The sequence below is a fragment of the Novosphingobium sp. SG754 genome (genome assembly GCF_013149315.1).
Classification (GTDB): Bacteria; Pseudomonadota; Alphaproteobacteria; order Sphingomonadales; family Sphingomonadaceae; genus Novosphingobium; species Novosphingobium capsulatum.
Window position 1 is genome coordinate 675,669 of record NZ_JABGCC010000001.1, and the last position, 20,381, is coordinate 696,049.

Consider the following 20,381-nt stretch of genomic DNA (forward strand, 5'->3'; position numbering starts at 1 on the left):
AGGGAGCGTCACGTTTTTGGAACTGCCGGACTGGTTCCGGCAAGCCAGTGAGAAGGAACCGGATCAATGATCCAGATGCAATCCAATCTCGACGTCGCGGACAACAGCGGCGCGAAGCGCGTCCAGTGCATCAAGGTGCTGGGCGGGTCTAAGCGTCGTACCGCAAGCGTCGGCGACATCATCGTGGTGTCGGTGAAGGAGGCGCAGCCCCGCGCCCGTGTCAAGAAGGGCGACGTCCATCGTGCGGTTATCGTGCGCACCAAGAAGGACGTTCGTCGTCCCGATGGCAGCGTGATCCGCTTCGACGGCAACGCTGCTGTGCTCGTCGGCAAGAACGAAGAGCCCATCGGCACCCGTATCTTCGGCCCCGTGGTGCGCGAACTGCGCGGCAAGGGCTTCATGAAGATCATCTCTCTTGCTCCGGAGGTGCTGTAATGGCTGCCGCCAAGATCAAGAAGGGCGATAACGTCGTCGTTCGCACGGGCAAGGACAAGGGCCGTACCGGCACCGTCCTCCAGGTTCTTCCCAAGGAAGACAAGGTCATCGTGGCCGGCGTGAACGTCGCTGCCCGTCACCGCAAGCCCAGCCAGCAGAACCCGCAGGGTGGCATCGATCGCTTTGAAGCGCCGATGCACATCTCGAAGGTTGCCGTGGCCGACAAGGATGGCAAGCCCACCCGCGTCCGCTTCGAAACCCGCGATGGCAAGAAGGTTCGCGTGGCCGTCAAGTCCGGGGAGGCCATCGATGGCTGACAAGTACACTCCGCGCCTCAAGGGCAAGTACGACGCTGAAATCGCAGCCGCGATGAAGGCGAAGTTCGGCTACAAAAACGACATGGAAATTCCGCGGATCGACAAGATCACGCTGAACATGGGCGTTGGCGAAGCGAGCCAGGACAAGAAGAAGGTCCAGACCGCTGCAGCCGAAATGGAACTGATCGCTGGCCAGAAGCCGGTGATCACCAAGGCCAAGAAGTCGATCGCGCAGTTCAAGCTGCGCGAAGGCATGCCGATCGGTTGCAAGGTTACCCTGCGCCGTGAACGCATGTACGAATTCCTTGACCGCCTGATCACCATCGCAATGCCCCGCATTCGCGACTTCCGGGGCCTGAACCCGAAGTCGTTTGACGGCCGTGGCAACTATGCGATGGGTCTCAAGGAACAGATCATTTTCCCTGAGATCAGCTACGATCAGATCGACAAGGTGCGCGGTCTCGACATCATCGTGACCACCACCGCCAAGACCGACGACGAGGCACGTGAATTGCTTCGCCTGTTCGGTTTCCCGTTCCCGCAGGAAGCCGCCGAACAGGCGCAGGCCGCCTGAAGCCAGTCATAGGAAAGAGCTTAAGTCCATGGCGAAACTGAGTTCGATCAACAAGAACGAGCGTCGTAAGAAGCTCGTTGAAAAGTTTGCGGCCAAGTACGCTGCGCTCAAGGCCCAGGCCGACGATGAATCGCTCGAAGAAACCGAGCGCCTCATTGCCCGTCTGAAGATGGCCGAGCTGCCGCGTAACGCGAATCCCACGCGTGTCCGCAACCGTTGCAACACCACCGGCCGCCCGCGTGGCTACTACCGCAAGTTCGGTCTCTGCCGCATCGAACTGCGCGATCTCGCCAACAAGGGGCTCATCCCCGGCGTGACGAAGTCGAGCTGGTAAGGAGCCTCTACGATGGCATTGACCGACCCCCTGGGTGACATGCTCACCCGCATCCGCAATGGCCAGCAGGCGAAGAAGGACTCGGTCCTCTCGCCCGCTTCCAAGCTGCGTGCACACGTTCTCGAAGTTCTTCAGCGCGAAGGCTATATCCGTGGCTTCAGCGAGGACGCCACCGGCGTTCACCCGCAGCTGCGCATCGAGCTGAAGTACTTCGAAGGCCAGCCTGCGATCAAGCATGTGGCCCGCGTCTCCAAGCCTGGCCGCCGCGTCTACTCGGGTTCCAAGGAACTCCCGGTTGTGCGCAATGGCCTGGGCATCACCATCGTCTCGACGCCGAAGGGCGTGCTTTCGGATGCCGAAGCACGCGCTGCCAACGTCGGTGGCGAAGTGCTGGCGGAGGTGTTCTGATGAGCCGCATCGGCAAAAGGCCGGTGGCGATCCCGAGTGGCGTCACCGCTGACATCGCGAACGGCGTGCTGACCGTGAAGGGCCCCAAGGGTACCCTCACGCTCTCGCTCGTCGACGAGATCAACTATGCCGTCGAAGACGGTGCGATCTCGGTGCAGCCTGCCAACGATACCAAGCGCGCTCGCGCGTTCTGGGGCATGCAGCGCACGCTCGTTTCCAACCTCGTTACCGGCGTGACCGAAGGCTATACCAAGGTCCTTCTGATCACCGGCGTCGGCTACCGCGCCAATTCTCAGGGCAAGAACCTGAAGTTGCAGCTCGGCTACAGCCACGACGTCGATTTCGCCGTGCCGGAAGGCATCGAGATCAAGACCCCGGATAACACCACGGTCGAAATCTCGGGTATCGACAAGCAGAAGGTCGGCCAGGTTGCGGCCGAAATTCGCCGCTGGCGCAAGCCCGAACCCTACAAGGGCAAGGGTATCAAGTACCGTGGCGAGTTCATCTTCCGCAAGGAAGGGAAGAAGAAGTAATGGCCAAGCTGTCTCTCTTCGATCGCCGCCGTCGCCGCGTCCGCACTGCCCTCAAGGCACGTGCTGGCGGTCGTCCGCGTCTCTCCGTGCATCGCACGGGCCGTCACATCTACGCGCAGATCATCGACGATGCTGCCGGCCGTACCCTGGCCGCCGCTTCCTCGCTGGTGAAGGGCGAGAAGTCGATCGGCGCCAATGTCGACGCTGCTGTCCTGGTGGGCAAGCAGATCGCCGAACGGGCCAAGGAAGCCGGTGTCACCACCGTCGTCTTCGACCGTGGCGGTTACCTGTTCCATGGCCGCGTCAAGGCGCTGGCTGATGCTGCCCGTGAAGGCGGCCTGGAGTTCTGATCATGGCTGACGAAACCAACCTGCAGGGCGATGCCGCTGCCCCCGTCGAACAGACCGGTGGCGAGCAGCGCGAAGGTCGCGGTCGCGGTCGTGGCCGTGGCGGTGAGCGTGGCGAACGCGGTGAACGTGGCGGCCGTGGCCGTCGCGACGACCGTCGTGGCCGCAACAACAATGACGAGGACCAGGGTGAAGAGCTGATCGAAAAGCTCGTTCACATCAACCGCGTCTCCAAGACCGTGAAGGGCGGCAAGCGCTTCGGCTTTGCGGCTCTGGTCGTGGTCGGCGATGGCAAGGGTCGCGTTGGCTTCGGTCACGGCAAGGCCCGCGAAGTGCCGGAAGCCATCACCAAGGCCACTGCTTCTGCCAAGAAGAAGATGGTTCGCGTTCCGCTCAAGGAAGGCCGCACCCTTCACCACGACGGCAAGGGCCGTTTCGGTGCAGGCAAGGTCAATGTGCGTTCGGCCCCGGCCGGTACGGGCATCATCGCGGGCGGCCCGATGCGCGCCGTCTTCGAAAGCCTGGGTGTGCACGACGTGGTGACCAAGTCGGTCGGCACTTCGAACCCGTACAACATGATCCGCGCCACCTTCGACGCGCTGCAGGACCAGACTTCGCCGAAGTCTGTTGCCCAGCGTCGCGGCAAGAAGGTCGCTGATCTGCTCGGTCGTGGTGGTGCTTCGCAGGTCGAAGCCGAAGCCGCTGCCGAAGCCATCGCGGAGTAATCGGTCATGGCTACGATCAAGATCAAGCAGATCGGTTCGCCGATTCGTCGCCCGGAACATCAGAAGAAGATTCTGATCGGCCTGGGCCTGGGCAAGATGAACCGCGTGGTTGAAGTGGAAGATACCGCTGAAACCCGTGGCGCCATTGCCAAGCTGCCGCACATGGTGGCCGTGGTCGACTGACCATAGCCCTCTGAGCAGAGCTTTCAGAAAAGCCCCGCGCATCACCTGGTGCGCGGGGCTTTTCGTTTGGCGTTCCGGGGGAAGGGGCTTCGACAAGCTCAGCCCGAACGGCAATTGCACCAAATTCCCACCCCGTTCGCCCTGAGCCTGTCGAAGGGCGCAAGCGCTAGCGAGCTGCAATCCGATCAAGAGTCGCCCTCAGGGGGTGACAAGCTGGCCTCAAGCCACTAAGGGCGCCTCTTCCTATCAGCGCGACTCAAAGCGAAAGCGAGTGCATCTCATGAAGCTTAACCAGATTTCCGACAATGGCGGCGCCCGCAAGGGCCGCATGCGCGTGGGCCGTGGCATCGGCTCGGGCAAGGGCAAGACCGCTGGCCGCGGCCAGAAGGGTGCCAAGGCGCGTTCGGGCGTTTCGATCAACGGGTTCGAAGGCGGTCAGATGCCGCTGCACATGCGCATCCCGAAGCGCGGCTTCAACAACATCTTCGCCAAGGACTATGCCGAAGTGAACCTGGGCATGATCCAGAAGTTCATCGACGCCGGCAAGCTCGACGTGTCGGGCGTGGTCGATCACGCGGCGCTCAAGGCTGCTGGCCTGGCCCGTGGCGGCAAGCACGGCGTGCGTCTGCTCGCCAAGGGCGAACTGACCACCAAGGTCAGCTTCAAGGTTGCCGGCGCTTCCAAGGGCGCCGTGGCGGCCGTGGAAAAGCTGGGTGGCGCGGTTGAAGTGACCGTGGCCAAGGCTGCCGCCGAAGCCTGAGACCTTTTAATTATCGCGTAAAACGGGCGCGGGGGTTATTGCATCCCTGCGCCCGTCCTATATGGCCCGTACAGTATTGAACGCACCATATTGACGCGCAGCCCGCCGGGCGGGGCCTGACACATCCGAAGCGAGTTTCGGGATCAGGCGTCGGCCGGAGCGGGCCACAGCAAGGCTTGATACCCGACCATGGCATCCCGCGCCGATAACATCGCCAGCAATCTCAACCTGTCGAACTTCTCGAAGGCGACCGAACTGAAGAACCGCATCTGGTTCACGGTCGGTGCGCTGATCGTGTTCCGCTTCTTGAGCTTCGTGCCGTTGCCCGGCGTGAACCCGCTGATCCTCGAAACGCTCTACAATCAGACGCGTGGCGGGATCCTGGATATCTTCAACGCCTTTTCCGGCGGTTCGCTTCAGCGCATGAGCCTCATCGCGCTGGGCGTGATGCCCTACATCACGGCCTCGATCGTGGTGCAGCTGGCCGCCTCGCTTCACCCCGCGCTCGCCGCCCTCAAGAAGGAAGGCGAAAGCGGCCGCAAGAAGCTCAACCAATACACCCGCTATGGCGCGGTGTTCCTCACTGCGGTGCAGGGCTATGCCATTGCCACGGGCCTCGAGGCCTATGGCGCGTCGAGCGGCATCCAGGCGGTTGTGCTGCCCGGCTTCCTGTTCCGCGTGACCGCTGTGATCAGCCTGATCGGTGGCACCATGTTCCTGCTGTGGCTGGGTGAACAGATCACCGCGCGCGGGATCGGCAACGGCACCTCGCTGATCATCATGGCCGGCATCGTCGCGCAGATGCCGAAGTTCGTGGGCAACCTGTTCGAACAGGGTCGTTCGGGCCAGCTCAATGGCTTCGTGATTGCGGGCGTGATCGCGCTGATCCTCGGCGTCGTCGTGCTGATCTGCTTCTTCGAGCGCGCCACGCGCCGCTTGCTGATCCAGTATCCTAAGCGCGCCACGCAGCGCGGCATGATGGCTGCCGATCGCAGCCACCTGCCGCTCAAGCTCAACACCGCTGGCGTGATCCCACCGATCTTTGCCAGCTCGCTGCTGCTGCTGCCGCTGACCATTACCCAGTTCGCCGGCAAGTCGATCTCGCCTGATACGACCTCGGGCAAGATCATCATCGGCCTCAATCAGTACCTGGGCCACGGCAAGCCGCTGTATATGCTGCTCTATGCCCTGGGCATCGTGTTCTTCAGCTTTTTCTACACCGCCGTGGTGTTCAACCCGGAAGAAACGGCCGAAAACCTCAAGCGCAATGGCGGCTTCATCCCCGGCATCCGCCCCGGCAAGAACACCGAGAAGTATCTCGACTATGTGCTGACGCGCATCACCGTGCTGGGCGCGGCCTATATCACCTTCGTCTGCGTCATCCCGGAATGGATCATGTCCGAGACAGGGATGGGCACGCTGTTCTTCGGTGGCACCAGCTTGCTGATTGTGGTCAACGTCACGGTTGATACGATCACCCAGATCCAGTCGCACCTGCTGGCGCACCAGTATGGCGACCTGATCAAAAAGGCCAAGCTGAAGGGCCGACTGCGCTGATCGCGCAGGTGTCGAAGAGGGGGACTGCCAAAGTGAATATCATTCTTCTCGGCCCGCCGGGCGCCGGCAAGGGCACCCAGGCCCAACGCCTGGTCGAACGTCATGGCCTCAAGCAGCTTTCCACCGGCGACATGCTGCGCGCCGCCGTCAAGGCCGGGACGCCGGTTGGCCTCAAGGCCAAGGCCGTGATGGAAGCGGGCCAGCTGGTCTCTGACGAGATCGTCTCGGCGCTGATCGGTGACGAACTCGATGCGATGGGCGCCGGCACAGGCGCGATCTTCGATGGTTATCCGCGCACCGCTGCCCAGGCCGAATCGCTCGATGCGATCCTGGCAAGCCGTGGCCGCAAGCTCGATCACGTGATCGAGCTGGACGTGAACGAAGACGCCCTGGTCGAGCGGATTACTGGCCGCTACACCTGCGCCACCTGTGGCAAGGGTTATCACGATACGTTCGAGCAGCCCAAGGTTGCCGGCACGTGCGACAAGTGCGGTGGCCACGAGTTCAAGCGCCGTCCTGACGATAACGAGGAAACCGTGCGCACGCGCATGGCCGAGTATCGTGCCAAGACTGCACCGATCCTGCCGATCTATGAAGCGCGCGGCATCGTTGCGCGCGTGGACGGCATGGCGGACATGGATGCCGTGACCGCTTCGATCGAGGCGATTCTGGCTTAAAGCACCCAGGCTTTCCGACTATCGTGGAAAGCCTGGAAACGTTGCGGCGAAAAGGAGTGTGCCCAGTGCGATCACGGCTTTCAAGCAGGGTCGCGGGGCTGCTTTTCGCCGCCGTGGCGGGCAACGCGGCTCTGGCCGTGCCCGCCCATGCCGAGGTCGTTGCACGCGATGACAACGGCTTTGTCATTCGCCAGACGGTCGACGTTGGCGCTTCTACAGCCGAGGCCTGGCGCGCACTGGTCAAGCCGGCGACTTGGTGGTCAAGCGAGCACACCTTTTCCGGGGAAGCGGCGAACCTGACGCTCGATCCGGTGCCGGGCGGCTGTTTCTGTGAAAAGCTGCCGGCGAGCAAGCAAGGCGGGGCAGGGGCCCTGGCCAGCGGCGTCCAGCACATGCGCGTGGTCTATGTCGAGCCGGGGCGCGCGCTGCGCATGACCGGCGCGCTGGGGCCGTTGCAAAGCGAGGCCGTGCTCGGCTCCATGACGATCACGCTGAAGGCGGGTGATCACGGTACGCGCATTCTCATCGAATATGTCGTGGGCGGTTACATGCGCTATCGCATGGATCAGATCGCACCGGCAGTCGATCGCATGTTGGGGCAGCAGATCGCCGGCCTGGCCGACAAGCTGGGCGGCGCGCTGGCGGCCGATGGTGCCTTGCCGATCATTACCTCCAAGGCCCCGGCTGACCGTTCTGACAACGGCGACTCGGCGCCGGTCTCGCGCAACGCACCGCAGGGCCCGTCGCTCGACCCCGATGGCGCGCCGGTCAGCAGCCGTCCGCTCGGCACCCTGCGTGGTCTGCCCAGCTTGCCGCCGGGCCCGGCGCGCAGCCGCACCACGGCGCCAGCCGTTGCCGACGATGACGGGCTGGTCGTTTCCGACGACACCCCCGCGCCAGCAGCGGCCAGAGCCCCTTCGGTCAAGCCGGCTGTGGCCAGGGCAGCGCCAGGCAAGGCGGCGGCGCCCAAGTCCACCAAAAAGCCGGCGCCGGCCAGGGCCACTCCGGCCAAGCCCGCGCCCGCCAAGCCCAAGCCTGCGGCCCAGCCAACCGCGGCGTCGCCGCGTGATGAGGCGACCGCGCAAAGGGACGCGCAGGCCGCATTCGACGCTGCCATGGGGCCGGGCAGCGATCACTGACAAGACGTGCCGGCACGGTACGGGCGGGATCACGCCCGCACGCGAATCGTGCTTTGCGACGCGGCGCTTGTGGCGTATAAGGATGGTGTCACCAAAGCTGGCCCCCGTGCTCATGGAGGGCCGCACGTTCACCCGTCTGCGTGGGGAACGTGCCCTTTGTGGTTGACCTTTCCCTGCAAAAAGCTTAAGCGCGCCTTTCACTCGAACGAGAAGGGTCATTTGAAGTCCGGGGCAAGTGCTTGCGCGGGCTGCAATTTGGCGTTTTTTGGCGGGTGTTGTCGCGATGAGATAGGGCGCCAATTTCGATTCGGCGCTCTGTGGAGCAAACGGAGAAACAAGTGGCTCGTATTGCCGGGGTCAATATCCCCACCAACAAGCGCGTGATCGTGGCGCTGACCTACATTCATGGCATTGGCTCGTTCAAGGCCCGCCAGATCGCCGACAAGCTCGGCATCGATCATGCCCGCCGCGTTCAGGATCTGTCGGACGCCGAAGTGCTCCAGATCCGTGAAGCGATTGACGCCGAACACACCGTGGAAGGCGATCTGCGTCGCGAAACCGCGATGAACATCAAGCGCCTGATGGACCTGGCCTGCTACCGTGGCCTGCGCCACCGCAAGGGTCTGCCGGTTCGTGGCCAGCGCACGCACACCAATGCGCGCACCCGCAAGGGCAAGGCCAAGCCGATCGCCGGCAAGAAGAAGTAAGATCAGGCCTTTCAGGCTTTAGATCTTCCCAACGGTTTCTCGACAGGAATTCAGCACATGGCACGCGAACCTCAGCGCATTAAGCGCCGCGAGCGCAAGAACATCACCAGCGGTGTTGCGCACGTTAACGCCAGCTTCAACAACACCATGATCACCATCACCGATGCCCAGGGCAACGCCATTTCGTGGTCGTCTGCCGGCATGATGGGCTTCAAGGGCAGCCGCAAGTCGACCCCCTACGCCGCTCAGGTGGCTGCGGACGACGCCGGCAAGAAGGCCGCCGAACACGGCGTGCGCACCCTTGAAGTGGAAGTGAAGGGTCCGGGTTCGGGCCGCGAAAGCGCCCTGCGCGCTCTGCAGGCGGTGGGTTTCACCATCACTGCGATCCGCGATGTGACCCCGATCCCGCACAATGGCGTGCGTCCTTCCAAGCGCCGTCGCGTCTGACCTGCCTTTTGGCGAGTGGCGCGCGAGGTACCACGCGCGCCACACCCGCCCAATATCTTGACCGGTTGCGGCTTCCTTCTGGCCGACTGCCGGCGCTCTCGAAAAACCCTAGGGGAATTCCATGACTGTCAACATCAAGAACTGGCAGGAACTGAAGAAGCCCAACAATCTCGACATCAAGCCCGGTCACGATCCGAAGCGTCGCGCGACTTTCGTTGCCGAACCGCTTGAGCGTGGCTTTGGTCTTACCCTCGGCAATGCGCTGCGCCGGGTGCTGCTCTCTTCGCTTCAGGGGGCTGCGGTTACGTCGATCAAGATCGAGAACGTGCTGCACGAATTCTCGTCGCTTGCCGGCGTGCGTGAAGACGTCACCGACATCGTGCTCAACGTCAAGCAGATCGCGCTCAAGATGCAGGGCGAAGGCCCCAAGCGTCTTCAGCTTTCCGCGATCGGGCCGGGCGAAGTCAAGGCCGGCGATATCGCCGTGACCGGCGACATCGAGGTGATGAACAAGGATCTGGTGATCTGCCATCTGGATGAAGGCGCGACCTTCAACATGGAACTCACCTGCGACACCGGCAAGGGCTATGTCCCGGCCGTGTCGAACCGCCCGGTGGATGCACCGATCGGTCTGATCCCGGTGGATTCGCTCTACTCGCCCGTGCGTCAGGTGTCCTACAAGGTGGACAACGCCCGCATCGGCCAGGAGCTTGACTACGACAAGCTCAGCCTTTCGGTCGAAACCGATGGCACCGTCACCCCGGAAGACGCCGTGGCTTATGCCGCGCGCATCCTTCAGGACCAGCTGGCGCTGTTCGTCCACTTCGACGACCAGGTGCCGACCGGCCACGTGCCGTCGCTGGCCGGCGTTGCCGCGCATGCGCCGGAAGAGAGCGACGCCAACCAGCTCAACCGCTACCTCCTCAAGAAGGTGGACGAGCTGGAACTGTCGGTGCGTTCGGCCAACTGCCTGAAGAACGACAACATCATCTACATCGGCGACCTGGTCCAGAAGACCGAGGCCGAGATGCTCCGCACGCCGAACTTCGGCCGCAAGTCGCTCAACGAGATCAAGGAAGTGCTCTCGTCGATGGGTCTGCGCCTCGGCATGGACATCCCTGGCTGGCCGCCGGAAAACATCGAGGAAATGGCCAAGAAGCTCGAGCAGGAACTGCTCGGCTGATTGGGTGGGCAGGGCCGGCACGGAACGCTTTTCCGTACCGGCCTGGCCGCAGCATAGCGCTGCAACCTCGCACGAAAGGGAACGGGCTGCCCCTCAAGTCGGCCTGGATCGGGGTACCTCACACGGCCCCCCTACAAACGGAGAATGAGTTATGCGTCATAAGCTGGGCCAGCGTAAGCTGGGTCGTACCTCGTCGCACCGTATTGCGCTGCTGCGCAATCTGGCCGCCGCCCTGATCAAGCACGAGCAGATCACCACCACCACGCCCAAGGCGAAGGAACTGCGTCCCTACGTCGAAAAGCTGATCACGCTGGCCAAGCATGGTGGCCTGTCGAACCGCCGCCTTGCCCACGCCCGTCTGCTTGACGAAGCGCAGGAAAAGAAGCTGTTCGAAGTTCTGGCCGCGCGCTACGCCGACCGTGAAGGTGGCTACACCCGCATCATCAAGGCCGGCTACCGCGCCTCGGACGCCGCCCCGATCGCCGTGATCGAGCTGGTGGACCGTGACACGTCGGCCAAGGGCCTCGATTCGGGTCCGGTGCTGACTGCCGACGAAGACGAACTCGAAAACGCCTGATCGGGCGGGGCATCGCGCCCCACCATCGGACGAACCGGATCACGGGCGGGGCCGCAAGGCTCCGCCCGTTTTTCGTGCGTTGTGATAGGCTTGCCCGCCCGCTGGCTCCGGCATAGAACGGCCCCATGATCGTATGGCGTTTGGTCAAGGCCGGGGAACACGCGTTGGACGGGGCAGGGGCATTGCGCTTTGGCGGGCGCTATTGCTCGCCCGGCCATCGCATCGTGCACTTTGCCAGCGAGGCGGGCCTCGCCGTGCTGGTACAGCAACGCTACCTGGCCGAACCTGCCGAAACCTGTGACACGCCGTTCGACCTGGGGTGGACGGAGATTGCCGCCATGCCCGAACGCGTGCCCGATGGGCTTGACCGCGCCGACACGATTGCGTTTGTCGATGCCTGGGCAGGCGCAGCGCGGTCGCTGCTGCTGGCCGTGCGGTCGGCCGTGCTGCCCGAGGCTGACGTCATCCTGATGAATGCCGATCATCCCGCAGCAGGCACAGTGCCACCTCTGACAGTGCGGCCGTTCCGCTTTGCCCAGTGCCTGCACCGCCCGCCGATGCTGGGCCGCTATTCCTGATCGTTGCAAAGTCTGTTGCACTGGGGCGATCCTGCGGTAGTTTCCTGAGAAACCACCCCCCGTCTTGTCAGGATATCGCGATGAAGAACCGCTTGTGGCTGGCCATGGCCGCCCCGCTTGCGCTTGCCACCCCGGTTGCGTTTGCCCAGACGCCGCCCACCCTTGCCAAGGACCAGGCCATGCCGTCACTGCCGCCCTATCCCGCCAGCCCGCAAATGCCGCTGGTGGAAGACCATTTCGGTGAAAAGGTGTCTGATCCCTGGCGCTGGCTGGAAGCCGACGTGCGCACCGATGCCAAGGTGGCGGCCTGGGTCCAGGCGCAAAGCGCCTATACCGCAGCCTATCTCAAGCAGTTGCCCGAGCGTGCCGCGCTGGAAAAGCGGATGAAGGCGCTGATCGATTACGAACGGTTTGGCCTGCCGCAGCGCCGTGGCGCTTCGGTCTTCTACAGCTGGAACAGCGGCTTGATGAACCAGTCGCAGCTGCTGGTGCGCCCTGCCGATGCGCCGGTGGGCACCAAGGGACGGGTACTGCTCGATCCCAATACCTGGGCCAAGGATGGCGCCACTGCGCTCGATGCCTGGGCGGCATCGGATGACGGGCGCCTGCTGGCCTATTCGGTGCAGGATGGCGGTTCGGATTGGCGGACGGTGAAGTTTGTCGGCGTGGCCGACGGCAAGCCGCTGGCCGACGAACTCAAGTGGGTGAAGTTTTCCGGCCTGGCCTGGCTGGGCAACGATGCGCTGCTCTATTCCCGCTTTGCCGAGCCAAAGGAAGGCCAGGCCTTCCAGGCGCTGAACTATAACCAGACGGTGTGGCTCCACCGCCTGGGCACGCCGCAAAGCGCCGATCAGCCGGTGTTCGCGACGCCCGAGCTGCCCAAGCGCGGCCACGGCGCCAGCGTTTCGAGCGATGGGCGCTGGGTGGTGATCACCAGCAGCGAGGGCACCGATCCGGTCAACACCGTGCACGTTGCGCGCGTCACCAACGGCAAGATTGGGCCGGTTACCGCACTGATCCCCGATCTCAAGGCGCAATGGGATTTCGTCGATGGCGTGGGCGATCAGCTGTGGTTCGTGTCGGGCGATGGCGCCCCGCTCAAGAAGATCGTGCGGGTCGATCTGTCGGGCAGCACGCCGCGCTTCGATACCGTGGTGCCCGAAAGCAAGGACAACCTCGAATCCGTCGGCATTGCCGGCAACCGCCTGTTCGCCAGCTATATCCACGATGCCAAGAGCCAGGTCCTGGCGTTCGATCTTGATGGCAAGCCGGCCGGTGCGGTCAGCCTGCCCGGCATCGGCAGCGCATCGGGCCTAAGCGGCCGGCCCGGCGATCGCCATGCCTATCTCTCGTTCAGCAGCTTTACCCAGCCTGCCACGGTGCTGGCGCTCGATCCCGCCACGGCGAAAACCACCCCGTGGGAGCCGGTGCACCTGACGTTCGATCCGGCCGATTTCCGGGTGGAGCAGGTGTTCTATCCCAGCAAGGACGGCACCAAGGTGCCGATGTTCATCGTCCGCCGCAAGGATGCCAAGGGCCCGCTGCCCACGCTGCTCTATGGCTATGGCGGCTTCAATGTGGCGCTTACCCCATGGTTTTCCGCCGGTTTCATGACCTGGATCGACAGCGGCGGCGCCTTTGCCCTGGCAAACCTACGCGGCGGCGGGGAATATGGCGATGCTTGGCACGATGCCGGCCGGCGCGACAAGAAGCAGAACGTGTTCGACGATTTCATTGCCGCGGGCGAATGGCTGATCGCCAATGGCGTGACGCCGCGCCACGGCCTGGCGATCGAGGGTGGCTCCAACGGTGGCCTGCTGATTGGCGCGGTGACCAACCAGCGGCCCGATCTGTTTGCGGCGGCCAGCCCTGCCGTGGGCGTGATGGACATGCTGCGCTTCGACCAGTTCACCGCCGGGCGCTATTGGGTGGATGACTATGGCTATCCCGAAAAGGAAGCCGATTGGCGCGTGCTGCGCCGCTATTCCCCCTATCACAACGTGCGCTCGGGCGTGGACTATCCCGCCATCCTCGTAACCACGGCCGACACCGACGATCGCGTCGTGCCGGGGCACAGCTTCAAATATACTGCGGCGCTGCAGACCGCCGCGATCGGGCCCAAGCCGCACCTGATCCGCATCGAGACGCGCGCCGGCCATGGTTCGGGCAAGCCGATCGACAAGCAGATCGAGGAAACTGCCGATGTGCAGGCGTTCCTGGCCCATTTCACCGGGCTGACGCCGCGCCCCTGAAGTCTATCTTTGACCGTGCAATCTCTGGCGCCGGCGCTGTGCCGGTGCTAGAGATTTCCGAACAATGACAAGGTTTGGGACAGGATGGCGCAAGGCGCTGCTGGCGGGAACGCTGGCTGGGCTGGTGGCGGGTGGTGGCCAAGCCACCGCCGGCACCGCGCCTGCCCGTGCGCCCTTGGCCGATGGCGCCGTGGAAGGCGCGGTTGACGTTGTCCGCAGTGAGCATGCCGGCACCTCCAGCCAAACCCCGCTAACCCCCACCGTGGCCCCGGGCGCCAGCCTGGTCCTGCCCCGCGAACTCTATCCCCTGGCGCGGCGCGACGCGGTGGTCGACAAGCCGTTTGGCCAGGCCGTGGCCGATCCGTGGCGCTGGCTCGAAGCTGATCTGCGCACCAGCCCCGAGGTGGCAGATTGGGTGGCGCGCGAAAATCGCCTGAGCGGCGCATTCCTCAAGGCTTTGCCGGGCCGCGCCGATTTTGCCGCGCGCATCCGCAGCTTGCTCGATTATCCGCGCGTGTCCTTGCCGCGCAAGGCGGGGCACAGTTACTTCTATCTGCGCAACAGCGGCTTGCAGAATCAGCCCGTGCTCTATGTGCAAGAAGGCGATCGCAGCGCGCCGCGTCTGCTGATCGATCCCAATAGCTGGTCGGCCGATGGCGCGCAGGCGCTGGACCTGTGGGTCCCCTCGCGCAGCGGGCGCTTCCTGGCGTTCGGGCGCCAGCGCGATGGCAGTGATTGGCGCACGCTGGGCGTGGTCGACGCGCGCAATGGCCACATGCTCGATGATCGCCTGGAGTGGGCCAACGATACGCTGATCGGGTGGCTGGGCGACGAAGGCTTCCTCTATTCGCGCTATCCCGCGCCGGCCCAGGGGCAGGCCTATCGCGCGGTGCTGGCGGGCAAGGCCGTGTGGTTTCACCGCGTGGGCACGCCGCAAGCGGCCGATGAACTGGTCTTTGCCACGCCCGATCATCCCGAATGGGGGCACAAGGCCTTCGTCACCTCGGACGGCCGCTGGGCGGTCATCACCACCGAGGCCAGCACCGATGCGCGCCGCATGGTCCACCTGGTCGATCTGCGCGGCGATGGCTGGCGGCGCGGCGATTGGCGCGTGCTGCCGCTCGTTACCGATTTCGCTCACGAATGGAAGCCGATCGAGGGGCTGGGCGATCGGTTGTGGTTCATCACCAATTCCGGTGCGCCCAATGGCATGGTCGCCGAACTTGATCTGGCCAATGCCGCGCCGCGCTGGCGGGTGATCGTGCCCGAACGTAGCCAGAGCCTGTCCGGCGGCAACGTGGTGGGGGATCGCCTCATTCTGTCGTATCAGCACGATGGCGCCACGACTGCCGTGGTCACCAATCTGCGCGGCAAGCCGGCGCGGGCGATCACGCTCAACGGCATCGGCGTGGCCTCAGGCTTTGCCGGGCGGCCGGGTGACAACGAAACGTTCTATCAGTTTTCCAGCTTCAACCTGCCGCCCACGATCTTTCGCCTTAATCTGAAAACCGGGCAGGCGACGCCCTTTGCCCAGCCGCGCCTGTCGTTCGATCCGGCAGACTATGTGGTGGAACAGCGCCGCTATCGCTCCAAGGATGGTACGATGGTGCCGCTCTATCTGGTGCGCAGCCGCCGTGCCGCGCTCGCCGGGCAGGCGCTGCCGACGCTGCTCTATGGCTACGGCGGGTTCGATGTGGCGCTCACGCCGGGGTGGTCGCCGGTGCGCATGGCGTGGATCGCCGCCGGTGGCGCTTTTGCCTTGGCCAACATTCGCGGTGGCGGCGAATTTGGCGAGGCCTGGCACGATGGCGGACGCCTCGCGGCCAAGCAGAACAGCTTCGACGATTTCATCGCCGCGGGCGAATATCTCATCGCCCAGGGCGTCACGCCCAAGGGTGGCCTGGCAATCCAGGGCAGTTCCAACGGCGGCTTGCTGGTGGGCGCAGTGGTCAACCAGCGGCCCGATCTGTTTGCCGCGGCCAACCCCGATGTGGGGGTGATGGACATGCTGCGCTTTGACCAGTTCACCGCCGGCCGGTTCTGGATGGATGACTATGGCAATCCTGGCCGTGCTGCCGATTGGCAGGTGCTGCGCGCCTATTCGCCCTATCACAACATCCGCGATGGCGTGCGCTATCCTGCTATCCTGGTGACCACCGCCGATACCGATGATCGCGTCGTGCCCGCGCACAGCTTCAAATATGCCGCCGCGCTGCAGGCGGCCGATATCGGCCCGCTGCCGCATCTCTTGCGGGTGGAGCAGGGCGCGGGCCATGGTGGCGGCAAGAGCGTCGACAAGGTGATCGCTGGCGGCGCCGATGTGCTGGCGTTCCTCGCGGCCTATACCGGCTTGTCACCCCAACCGCTGGCGCCATCGCCGCCGGCGCCATAGGTTCCCCTTGCAGGGCGGGCAGTGGCTGACTATCCGCAAAGGTGGGACCACAACGGGATCGACCACAATGACCATGTTCGATGATCGCGAGCGCGCGTTCGAAGCCAAGTTCGCCCACGACGAGGAAATGCTGTTCCGCGTGCATGCCCGTCGCAACCGTTTGCTGGGGCAGTGGGCGGCCGAGCGCATGAAGCTCACCCAGGCGGAGGCGGAAGCCTATGCCAAGTCGGTGGTGCACACCGATTTCGAGGAAGCCGGTGACGAGGACGTGGTGCGCAAGCTGCTGGGTGATCTGATCGCTGCTGGCGTCGATGTCAGCGAGGAAGAAATCCGCACCGCGCTCGATGCCAAGGCGGTTGACGCGCGCCGCCAGCTGATGGGCGAAGTCTGATGGCGATGGCCGCTGCCGAGATTGAAGCGATGATCCGCGCCGCTCTGCCCGATGCAGACGTGACCATCACTGATCTCGCTGGGGATGGCGATCACTATGCCGCCCATGTCGTTTCGCCCGCCTTTGCCGGGATGAGCCGCGTGGCGCAGCACAAGGCGGTCTATGCCGCACTCGGTGGCCGCATGGGCGGCGTGCTTCATGCCTTGCAACTGACCACCGCTGCCCCCAAATAAGGGGCCGAAAGGAATTCATCCCACCATGTCTACCGAGCAGCGCATCGACGAAATCGTCAAGGGCAACGACGTTGTCCTGTTCATGAAGGGTACGCCGCTGTTCCCGCAATGCGGCTTTTCCAGCCGCGCCGTGGCGATCCTCGAACACCTCGCCGTGGAATATGCCAGCGTCGATGTCTTGCAGGACATGGAAATCCGTCAGGGCATCAAGTCCTATTCCGATTGGCCCACGATTCCCCAGCTCTATGTGAAGGGTGAGTTCGTTGGTGGTTCGGACATCATGATGGAAATGTACGAAGCGGGCGAACTGGCCCAGCTGATGGAAGAGGCCGAGGTGAAGCCGGCCTGAAGGTGCCGCTCCCGGCATGCGATGGCCGGGGCGCAACTTGCTGAACAACGCGGTTTCCCGATGGGGAGGCCGCGTTTTTTCGTTGTATCATGTGGTGTTGGGAGCCCCGGGGGAGGCGGAGCCGGGGAGACTTGGGGTGTCCGGCTCCGCCTCTCGAAGAAAGAAGTCTTCGGGGTATGCAAAGCTAAGCACAGAGCGTGCCAGTTTCCGGAAGGGCCATCTTTCAGGGGGATGCCCACAGCCCTTGCATGGCGCCGCACCGGCCAATTGTAAAATATGCCGACGGTTCTTGCGGGCACTTGGCAAGGCTCGCCAGCAACCGCATGGTGGCGCGATGCCCGATCCGCACCATGCCTCTGAACCGACCGACACTGCCCTGGGAGAACCAGCCGCCACGCTGATCGTGTTTCGCAAGGGCGCGGCAGGCGCGCCGGCGCAGATCCTGCTGGTGGAGCGTTCGGCCCAGTTGCGTTTTGCCGGCGGCGCCACGGTGTTTCCCGGTGGCAAGGTGGATGCGGCCGATCATGCCTTGGTCGCGCAAGGGCCTGGCTGGGCATCCGGGCTGGATGCAGATGATGCCGCCGCGCGCGTGGCCGCCGTGCGTGAAACGCTGGAAGAAACCGGATTGCTCGTGGGCCTGGCGCCTGCCCGGCCGGATGCCGCCGCGCTCGATGCGTCGGGCGCGCAGCAGGCCCGGGCGATCTTGGCGCAGGCTGGGAGCATGGCGCCAGTGCTGGCGCACTTTGGCTGGCAGCTGGATCCCGCCGCCCTGGTGCCATGGGCGCGCTGGTGGCCGCGAGGGAAGCCGGGGCGCGTGTTCGACACGCGGTTCTATCTGGCTGACCTTGGCAGTGGCATGGTCGACCTTGCGGTGGACCGTACCGAAAACTGCCATCTGTTCTGGGCCAGCGCGGCAGAGGCGCTGGCTGCCGCCGCGCGGGGGGATATTCGCGTCATCTTTCCCACCCGGCGCAATCTTGAACGCCTGGCCCTGTTCGACGATTTCGCCACGGCCAGCCAGCACGCGGCGGCCCATCCCGTGGTGCCGATCGTGCCGCAAACCATTCTGCGCGATGGGGAGCCGTGGCTGGCCATTCCCGATGGCCATGGCTATCCCGTGTTGGGGGAACCCTTGGCCGAGGCGCACCGCGCTTGACCGGCGCCCGGCGCACTTGCATCCACATTCGAGAATATCCGGCGGCGTCAAATCGCCAAATCGGATAAGGGCATTTCCTGAGGGCAATACGTATACCCCCCGATGCCCCGGCGCAGGCGGCAGTAATCTGGCGGGCGTAAAACCCGGGTGGAGGTAATCCCCCATGCCCGTTTTACAGCCGCGTCACAGCATCCTGCCCGATCCGCCACCGGCCGATGATGCCCCGGTGCCACGGCTCGTGTCTGGCGAGGAAGATCCTGTTTTTTCACCCGTTCATGCGTTGCAGCAAGAACTGTTGCCGCTGGCGCGGGGCAATGCTCAGGCAGCGGACACGCTTTATCCGCTGTGGCTGCGGGTGGCGATCATTGGTGGCTCTTCGGCGTTCGCCTGGGCACTGATTATCTGGGGCGTGTTGCGCCTTCACTAGGTGATTCGCCGTCGCTGCGTCAGCTAACGAACCATCTCGGCTGTATCGCTCGCTGACGGCATCTGCGGGCTGTTCCTATCATCCCTGCCATGGACGCCGGATATGCGGCGTCGCCCGGTGTGGGGACCAGCTCAGGTGAATCATCAACACAATGTCGCTGCGCGACCCGAGGGTGTCCGCAATTCCGCCGGCACCTGGCATGGGCCGGCGCTTGCTTTCACCCCCGATCTTTCCGCGGCGCCGCGTGCAGCGCTGGCGCGCTGGCGCCACCCTGCGTCCGATCCGCGTATCGCGCGGGCAGAGGCGTGGACGCGCGCGATCGACGTGATCATGGCCTTTGGCGCACTTGTCGTGTTTCTTCCGCTCATGCTCGCCATCGCCGCGCTTGTGCGGTTTTCAGATGGCGGCCCGGTGTTGTTCCGCCATCGCCGGGTGGGAGCGGGCGGGCGTCACTTCGCCTGCCTCAAGTTTCGCTCGATGTGCGTGGATGCCGATGCGCGGCTGCGCCATGTCCTGGAAACCGATCCTGCCGCGCGTGCCGAATGGGAAGCGACGCACAAACTGCAAAACGATCCCCGGATCACGGCGGTTGGGCGGCTTCTGCGCAAGAGCAGCCTGGATGAACTGCCCCAGCTCATCAACGTTCTGCGTGGCGATATGAGCTTGGTGGGGCCGCGGCCGATCGTTGATGCCGAAGTCGTGCGCTATGGGCGCCATTTTGCCGCCTATTGCGCGGTGCGGCCTGGGGTGACCGGCCTGTGGCAGGTGGCGCGCCGCCACGATACCACGTATCGCCGCCGCGTGGCCTGTGACCGGCTCTATCGCCGGGCCCGCTCGTTGCGGCTCTATTTCCGCATCCTGATCCTGACAGTGCCGAGCGTAATTCTGGCGCGCGGCGCGTATTGACGGATTGGGCAAGCCGATCGTTTAACGGAAAACGCAAACGGGAGAAGCGCCAGCTGGTGCTTCTCCCGTCACGCGTAAGTAAACGACAGCAACCAAGAACGCTCGGTGAATTATGTTCTGATCAAAAGATGAGCAGCGCCAGTCCGATCCAGAAAACCTGGCTCAACGCCAAGCCGATCAGCAATCCCTTGGCGGCGGCGGTGCCTTCGCCAGCAGGGGCATCATGGAACGAGACGAAACCATCTTCGCGGAAAGACTGAGTAGACATCCTGCAACCCTTTTAACCAGTGTTCTTGGCCTTGGCGGCAGCAACCGCCGTTACCAAATTCAAACGCGTTTCAGGGCCAGCTTGTTCCCGCTTCGCTCCTGTTGATACGGCCGTTGATAAGGGCGTTTTTCCCGTCCCGCCTGACCGTCCTGCAAAGGCTTTTCATAGCAGCGATTGGTTGTAAACCCGTGAATACCACCGTTTTTACACACGATTGCAGCGCAACAGGTCCGCTGTTGCGTCGCACGGGGCGGCCATGGGTATGATGACTTTGGTTCTTGCTGCGCTGCACCCGGTCTGCGTTGCACTGCAACGTTGATGATGGTTTGACAGCGCAGCCAAGGCGAATGGCGCGCGCGCGTGCCGACATGTCGGCTTTGCTGTCGTTAAACTGAAACAAAAACAGCGGTCTGACGGGGGGCTTGGAGGGTTGTTGAGATCGCATCAGTTGCGCTGGGCCGAGGCACAGGTGCGACCGGCTGCAAAACTCCGCGCCGTAACGCCGGTGGTGTCGATTTTGCCGGTG

27 protein-coding genes are annotated in these 20,381 nt (G+C 63.9%); 26 read left to right on the top strand and 1 reads right to left on the bottom strand.

Annotation, left to right across the window (positions count from 1 at the left end):
* Positions 1-66: 66 nt before the first annotated feature.
* From rplN to FHW97_RS03260, 26 genes are all read left to right on the top strand, one after another.
* Complete coding sequence (gene rplN / locus FHW97_RS03135) at positions 67-435, top strand: 50S ribosomal protein L14 (protein ID WP_022675053.1); 369 nt, start codon at positions 67-69, stop codon at positions 433-435.
* A complete protein-coding gene (gene rplX, locus FHW97_RS03140) occupies positions 435-752 on the top strand; it encodes a 50S ribosomal protein L24 (protein ID WP_022675052.1) in 318 nt (105 codons plus the stop codon). The genes rplN and rplX overlap by 1 nt, the downstream gene beginning before the upstream one ends.
* The gene (rplE, locus tag FHW97_RS03145) at positions 745-1,326 is read left to right on the top strand and encodes a 50S ribosomal protein L5 (RefSeq protein WP_022675051.1); all 582 of its coding nucleotides are present in this window, start codon (positions 745-747) and stop codon (positions 1,324-1,326) included. The genes rplX and rplE overlap by 8 nt, the downstream gene beginning before the upstream one ends.
* Before the next feature lie 28 nt (positions 1,327-1,354).
* A complete protein-coding gene (gene rpsN, locus FHW97_RS03150; RefSeq protein ID WP_022675050.1) occupies positions 1,355-1,660 on the top strand; it encodes a 30S ribosomal protein S14 in 306 nt (101 codons plus the stop codon).
* A gap of 12 nt (positions 1,661-1,672) precedes the next feature.
* Positions 1,673-2,068, top strand: a complete 396-nt coding sequence (gene rpsH, locus FHW97_RS03155) for a 30S ribosomal protein S8 (protein ID WP_022675049.1) — start codon at positions 1,673-1,675, stop codon at positions 2,066-2,068.
* Positions 2,068-2,601 (top strand): 50S ribosomal protein L6, encoded by a 534-nt coding sequence (gene rplF / locus FHW97_RS03160; protein ID WP_054130540.1) that lies wholly within the window; start codon positions 2,068-2,070, stop codon positions 2,599-2,601. The genes rpsH and rplF overlap by 1 nt, the downstream gene beginning before the upstream one ends.
* Positions 2,601-2,951, top strand: a complete 351-nt coding sequence (rplR, locus tag FHW97_RS03165) for a 50S ribosomal protein L18 (RefSeq protein ID WP_022675047.1) — start codon at positions 2,601-2,603, stop codon at positions 2,949-2,951. The genes rplF and rplR overlap by 1 nt, the downstream gene beginning before the upstream one ends.
* 2 nt (positions 2,952-2,953) lie before the next feature.
* Entirely contained in the window at positions 2,954-3,673 is a 720-nt protein-coding gene (gene rpsE / locus FHW97_RS03170; protein ID WP_022675046.1) for a 30S ribosomal protein S5, read from the top strand.
* Positions 3,674-3,679: 6 nt separating this feature from the next.
* Positions 3,680-3,856, top strand: a complete 177-nt coding sequence (rpmD, locus tag FHW97_RS03175; RefSeq protein WP_022675045.1) for a 50S ribosomal protein L30 — start codon at positions 3,680-3,682, stop codon at positions 3,854-3,856.
* 280 nt (positions 3,857-4,136) lie between these two features.
* Positions 4,137-4,616, top strand: coding sequence for a 50S ribosomal protein L15 (rplO, locus tag FHW97_RS03180; protein ID WP_022675044.1), 480 nt, complete (start codon positions 4,137-4,139; stop codon positions 4,614-4,616).
* 189 nt (positions 4,617-4,805) lie between these two features.
* Positions 4,806-6,173, top strand: a complete 1,368-nt coding sequence (secY, locus tag FHW97_RS03185; protein WP_022675043.1) for a preprotein translocase subunit SecY — start codon at positions 4,806-4,808, stop codon at positions 6,171-6,173.
* 32 nt (positions 6,174-6,205) lie between these two features.
* Entirely contained in the window at positions 6,206-6,850 is a 645-nt protein-coding gene (locus tag FHW97_RS03190; protein WP_022675042.1) for an adenylate kinase, read from the top strand.
* Positions 6,851-6,963: 113 nt separating this feature from the next.
* Positions 6,964-7,989 (top strand): SRPBCC domain-containing protein, encoded by a 1,026-nt coding sequence (locus tag FHW97_RS21930; protein ID WP_183533752.1) that lies wholly within the window; start codon positions 6,964-6,966, stop codon positions 7,987-7,989.
* 338 nt (positions 7,990-8,327) lie between these two features.
* Entirely contained in the window at positions 8,328-8,696 is a 369-nt protein-coding gene (rpsM, locus tag FHW97_RS03200; RefSeq protein ID WP_022675075.1) for a 30S ribosomal protein S13, read from the top strand.
* Positions 8,697-8,753: 57 nt separating this feature from the next.
* Positions 8,754-9,143, top strand: coding sequence for a 30S ribosomal protein S11 (gene rpsK / locus FHW97_RS03205; protein ID WP_008065643.1), 390 nt, complete (start codon positions 8,754-8,756; stop codon positions 9,141-9,143).
* Positions 9,144-9,264: 121 nt separating this feature from the next.
* A complete protein-coding gene (locus FHW97_RS03210; RefSeq protein ID WP_022675076.1) occupies positions 9,265-10,326 on the top strand; it encodes a DNA-directed RNA polymerase subunit alpha in 1,062 nt (353 codons plus the stop codon).
* A gap of 151 nt (positions 10,327-10,477) precedes the next feature.
* Positions 10,478-10,903 (top strand): 50S ribosomal protein L17, encoded by a 426-nt coding sequence (rplQ, locus tag FHW97_RS03215; protein WP_022675077.1) that lies wholly within the window; start codon positions 10,478-10,480, stop codon positions 10,901-10,903.
* 125 nt (positions 10,904-11,028) lie between these two features.
* Positions 11,029-11,481: an RES family NAD+ phosphorylase gene (locus FHW97_RS03220; protein WP_171797941.1), complete on the top strand. Its 453-nt coding sequence runs from the start codon at positions 11,029-11,031 to the stop codon at positions 11,479-11,481.
* Between the two features lie 80 nt (positions 11,482-11,561).
* A complete protein-coding gene (locus tag FHW97_RS03225; protein ID WP_171797942.1) occupies positions 11,562-13,733 on the top strand; it encodes a prolyl oligopeptidase family protein in 2,172 nt (723 codons plus the stop codon).
* Positions 13,734-13,797: 64 nt separating this feature from the next.
* Positions 13,798-16,125, top strand: a complete 2,328-nt coding sequence (locus FHW97_RS03230) for a prolyl oligopeptidase family protein (protein ID WP_171797943.1) — start codon at positions 13,798-13,800, stop codon at positions 16,123-16,125.
* A 67-nt stretch (positions 16,126-16,192) separates the two neighbouring features.
* The gene (locus FHW97_RS03235) at positions 16,193-16,516 is read left to right on the top strand and encodes a DUF1476 domain-containing protein (protein WP_022675081.1); all 324 of its coding nucleotides are present in this window, start codon (positions 16,193-16,195) and stop codon (positions 16,514-16,516) included.
* Positions 16,516-16,749, top strand: coding sequence for a BolA/IbaG family iron-sulfur metabolism protein (locus FHW97_RS03240; RefSeq protein WP_022675082.1), 234 nt, complete (start codon positions 16,516-16,518; stop codon positions 16,747-16,749). The genes FHW97_RS03235 and FHW97_RS03240 overlap by 1 nt, the downstream gene beginning before the upstream one ends.
* A gap of 25 nt (positions 16,750-16,774) precedes the next feature.
* On the top strand, positions 16,775-17,098 hold the full coding sequence (gene grxD / locus FHW97_RS03245; protein WP_171797944.1) for a Grx4 family monothiol glutaredoxin: 324 nt from the start codon (positions 16,775-16,777) through the stop codon (positions 17,096-17,098).
* Positions 17,099-17,432: 334 nt separating this feature from the next.
* Positions 17,433-18,254 carry an NUDIX domain-containing protein gene (locus FHW97_RS03250; protein WP_171794002.1) on the top strand — a complete coding sequence of 274 codons (822 nt, stop codon included), beginning with the start codon at positions 17,433-17,435 and terminating at the stop codon, positions 18,252-18,254.
* Between the two features lie 280 nt (positions 18,255-18,534).
* Positions 18,535-18,681, top strand: coding sequence for a hypothetical protein (locus FHW97_RS03255; protein ID WP_171797945.1), 147 nt, complete (start codon positions 18,535-18,537; stop codon positions 18,679-18,681).
* A gap of 135 nt (positions 18,682-18,816) precedes the next feature.
* The gene (locus FHW97_RS03260) at positions 18,817-19,587 is read left to right on the top strand and encodes a sugar transferase (protein WP_370525280.1); all 771 of its coding nucleotides are present in this window, start codon (positions 18,817-18,819) and stop codon (positions 19,585-19,587) included.
* A 121-nt stretch (positions 19,588-19,708) separates the two neighbouring features.
* Here the strand turns inward: FHW97_RS03260 and FHW97_RS03265 are convergent, their stop codons facing one another.
* Positions 19,709-19,855: a hypothetical protein gene (locus FHW97_RS03265; RefSeq protein ID WP_157088941.1), complete on the bottom strand. Its 147-nt coding sequence runs from the start codon at positions 19,853-19,855 to the stop codon at positions 19,709-19,711.
* Positions 19,856-20,381 lie beyond the last annotated feature (526 nt).

Bases quoted from the DNA above. Each gene is read 5' to 3' on its own strand.
- FHW97_RS03240 (WP_022675082.1), top strand. From the start codon at position 16,516: ATGGCGATGGCCGCTGCCGAGATTGAAGCGATGATCCGCGCCGCTCTG.
- rpsK (WP_008065643.1), top strand. From the start codon at position 8,754: ATGGCACGCGAACCTCAGCGCATTAAGCGCCGCGAGCGCAAGAACATC.
- FHW97_RS03220 (WP_171797941.1), top strand. From the start codon at position 11,029: ATGATCGTATGGCGTTTGGTCAAGGCCGGGGAACACGCGTTGGACGGG.
- secY (WP_022675043.1), top strand. From the start codon at position 4,806: ATGGCATCCCGCGCCGATAACATCGCCAGCAATCTCAACCTGTCGAAC.
- FHW97_RS03225 (WP_171797942.1), top strand. From the start codon at position 11,562: ATGAAGAACCGCTTGTGGCTGGCCATGGCCGCCCCGCTTGCGCTTGCC.
- rplQ (WP_022675077.1), top strand. From the start codon at position 10,478: ATGCGTCATAAGCTGGGCCAGCGTAAGCTGGGTCGTACCTCGTCGCAC.
- FHW97_RS03210 (WP_022675076.1), top strand. From the start codon at position 9,265: ATGACTGTCAACATCAAGAACTGGCAGGAACTGAAGAAGCCCAACAAT.
- rplE (WP_022675051.1), top strand. From the start codon at position 745: ATGGCTGACAAGTACACTCCGCGCCTCAAGGGCAAGTACGACGCTGAA.
- rpsN (WP_022675050.1), top strand. From the start codon at position 1,355: ATGGCGAAACTGAGTTCGATCAACAAGAACGAGCGTCGTAAGAAGCTC.
- FHW97_RS03250 (WP_171794002.1), top strand. From the start codon at position 17,433: ATGCCCGATCCGCACCATGCCTCTGAACCGACCGACACTGCCCTGGGA.
- rplN (WP_022675053.1), top strand. From the start codon at position 67: ATGATCCAGATGCAATCCAATCTCGACGTCGCGGACAACAGCGGCGCG.
- rpmD (WP_022675045.1), top strand. From the start codon at position 3,680: ATGGCTACGATCAAGATCAAGCAGATCGGTTCGCCGATTCGTCGCCCG.
- rplF (WP_054130540.1), top strand. From the start codon at position 2,068: ATGAGCCGCATCGGCAAAAGGCCGGTGGCGATCCCGAGTGGCGTCACC.
- FHW97_RS03230 (WP_171797943.1), top strand. From the start codon at position 13,798: ATGACAAGGTTTGGGACAGGATGGCGCAAGGCGCTGCTGGCGGGAACG.
- FHW97_RS03235 (WP_022675081.1), top strand. From the start codon at position 16,193: ATGACCATGTTCGATGATCGCGAGCGCGCGTTCGAAGCCAAGTTCGCC.
- rplX (WP_022675052.1), top strand. From the start codon at position 435: ATGGCTGCCGCCAAGATCAAGAAGGGCGATAACGTCGTCGTTCGCACG.
- rpsE (WP_022675046.1), top strand. From the start codon at position 2,954: ATGGCTGACGAAACCAACCTGCAGGGCGATGCCGCTGCCCCCGTCGAA.
- grxD (WP_171797944.1), top strand. From the start codon at position 16,775: ATGTCTACCGAGCAGCGCATCGACGAAATCGTCAAGGGCAACGACGTT.
- FHW97_RS03265 (WP_157088941.1), bottom strand. From the start codon at position 19,855: ATGTCTACTCAGTCTTTCCGCGAAGATGGTTTCGTCTCGTTCCATGAT.
- rpsH (WP_022675049.1), top strand. From the start codon at position 1,673: ATGGCATTGACCGACCCCCTGGGTGACATGCTCACCCGCATCCGCAAT.
- rplR (WP_022675047.1), top strand. From the start codon at position 2,601: ATGGCCAAGCTGTCTCTCTTCGATCGCCGCCGTCGCCGCGTCCGCACT.
- rplO (WP_022675044.1), top strand. From the start codon at position 4,137: ATGAAGCTTAACCAGATTTCCGACAATGGCGGCGCCCGCAAGGGCCGC.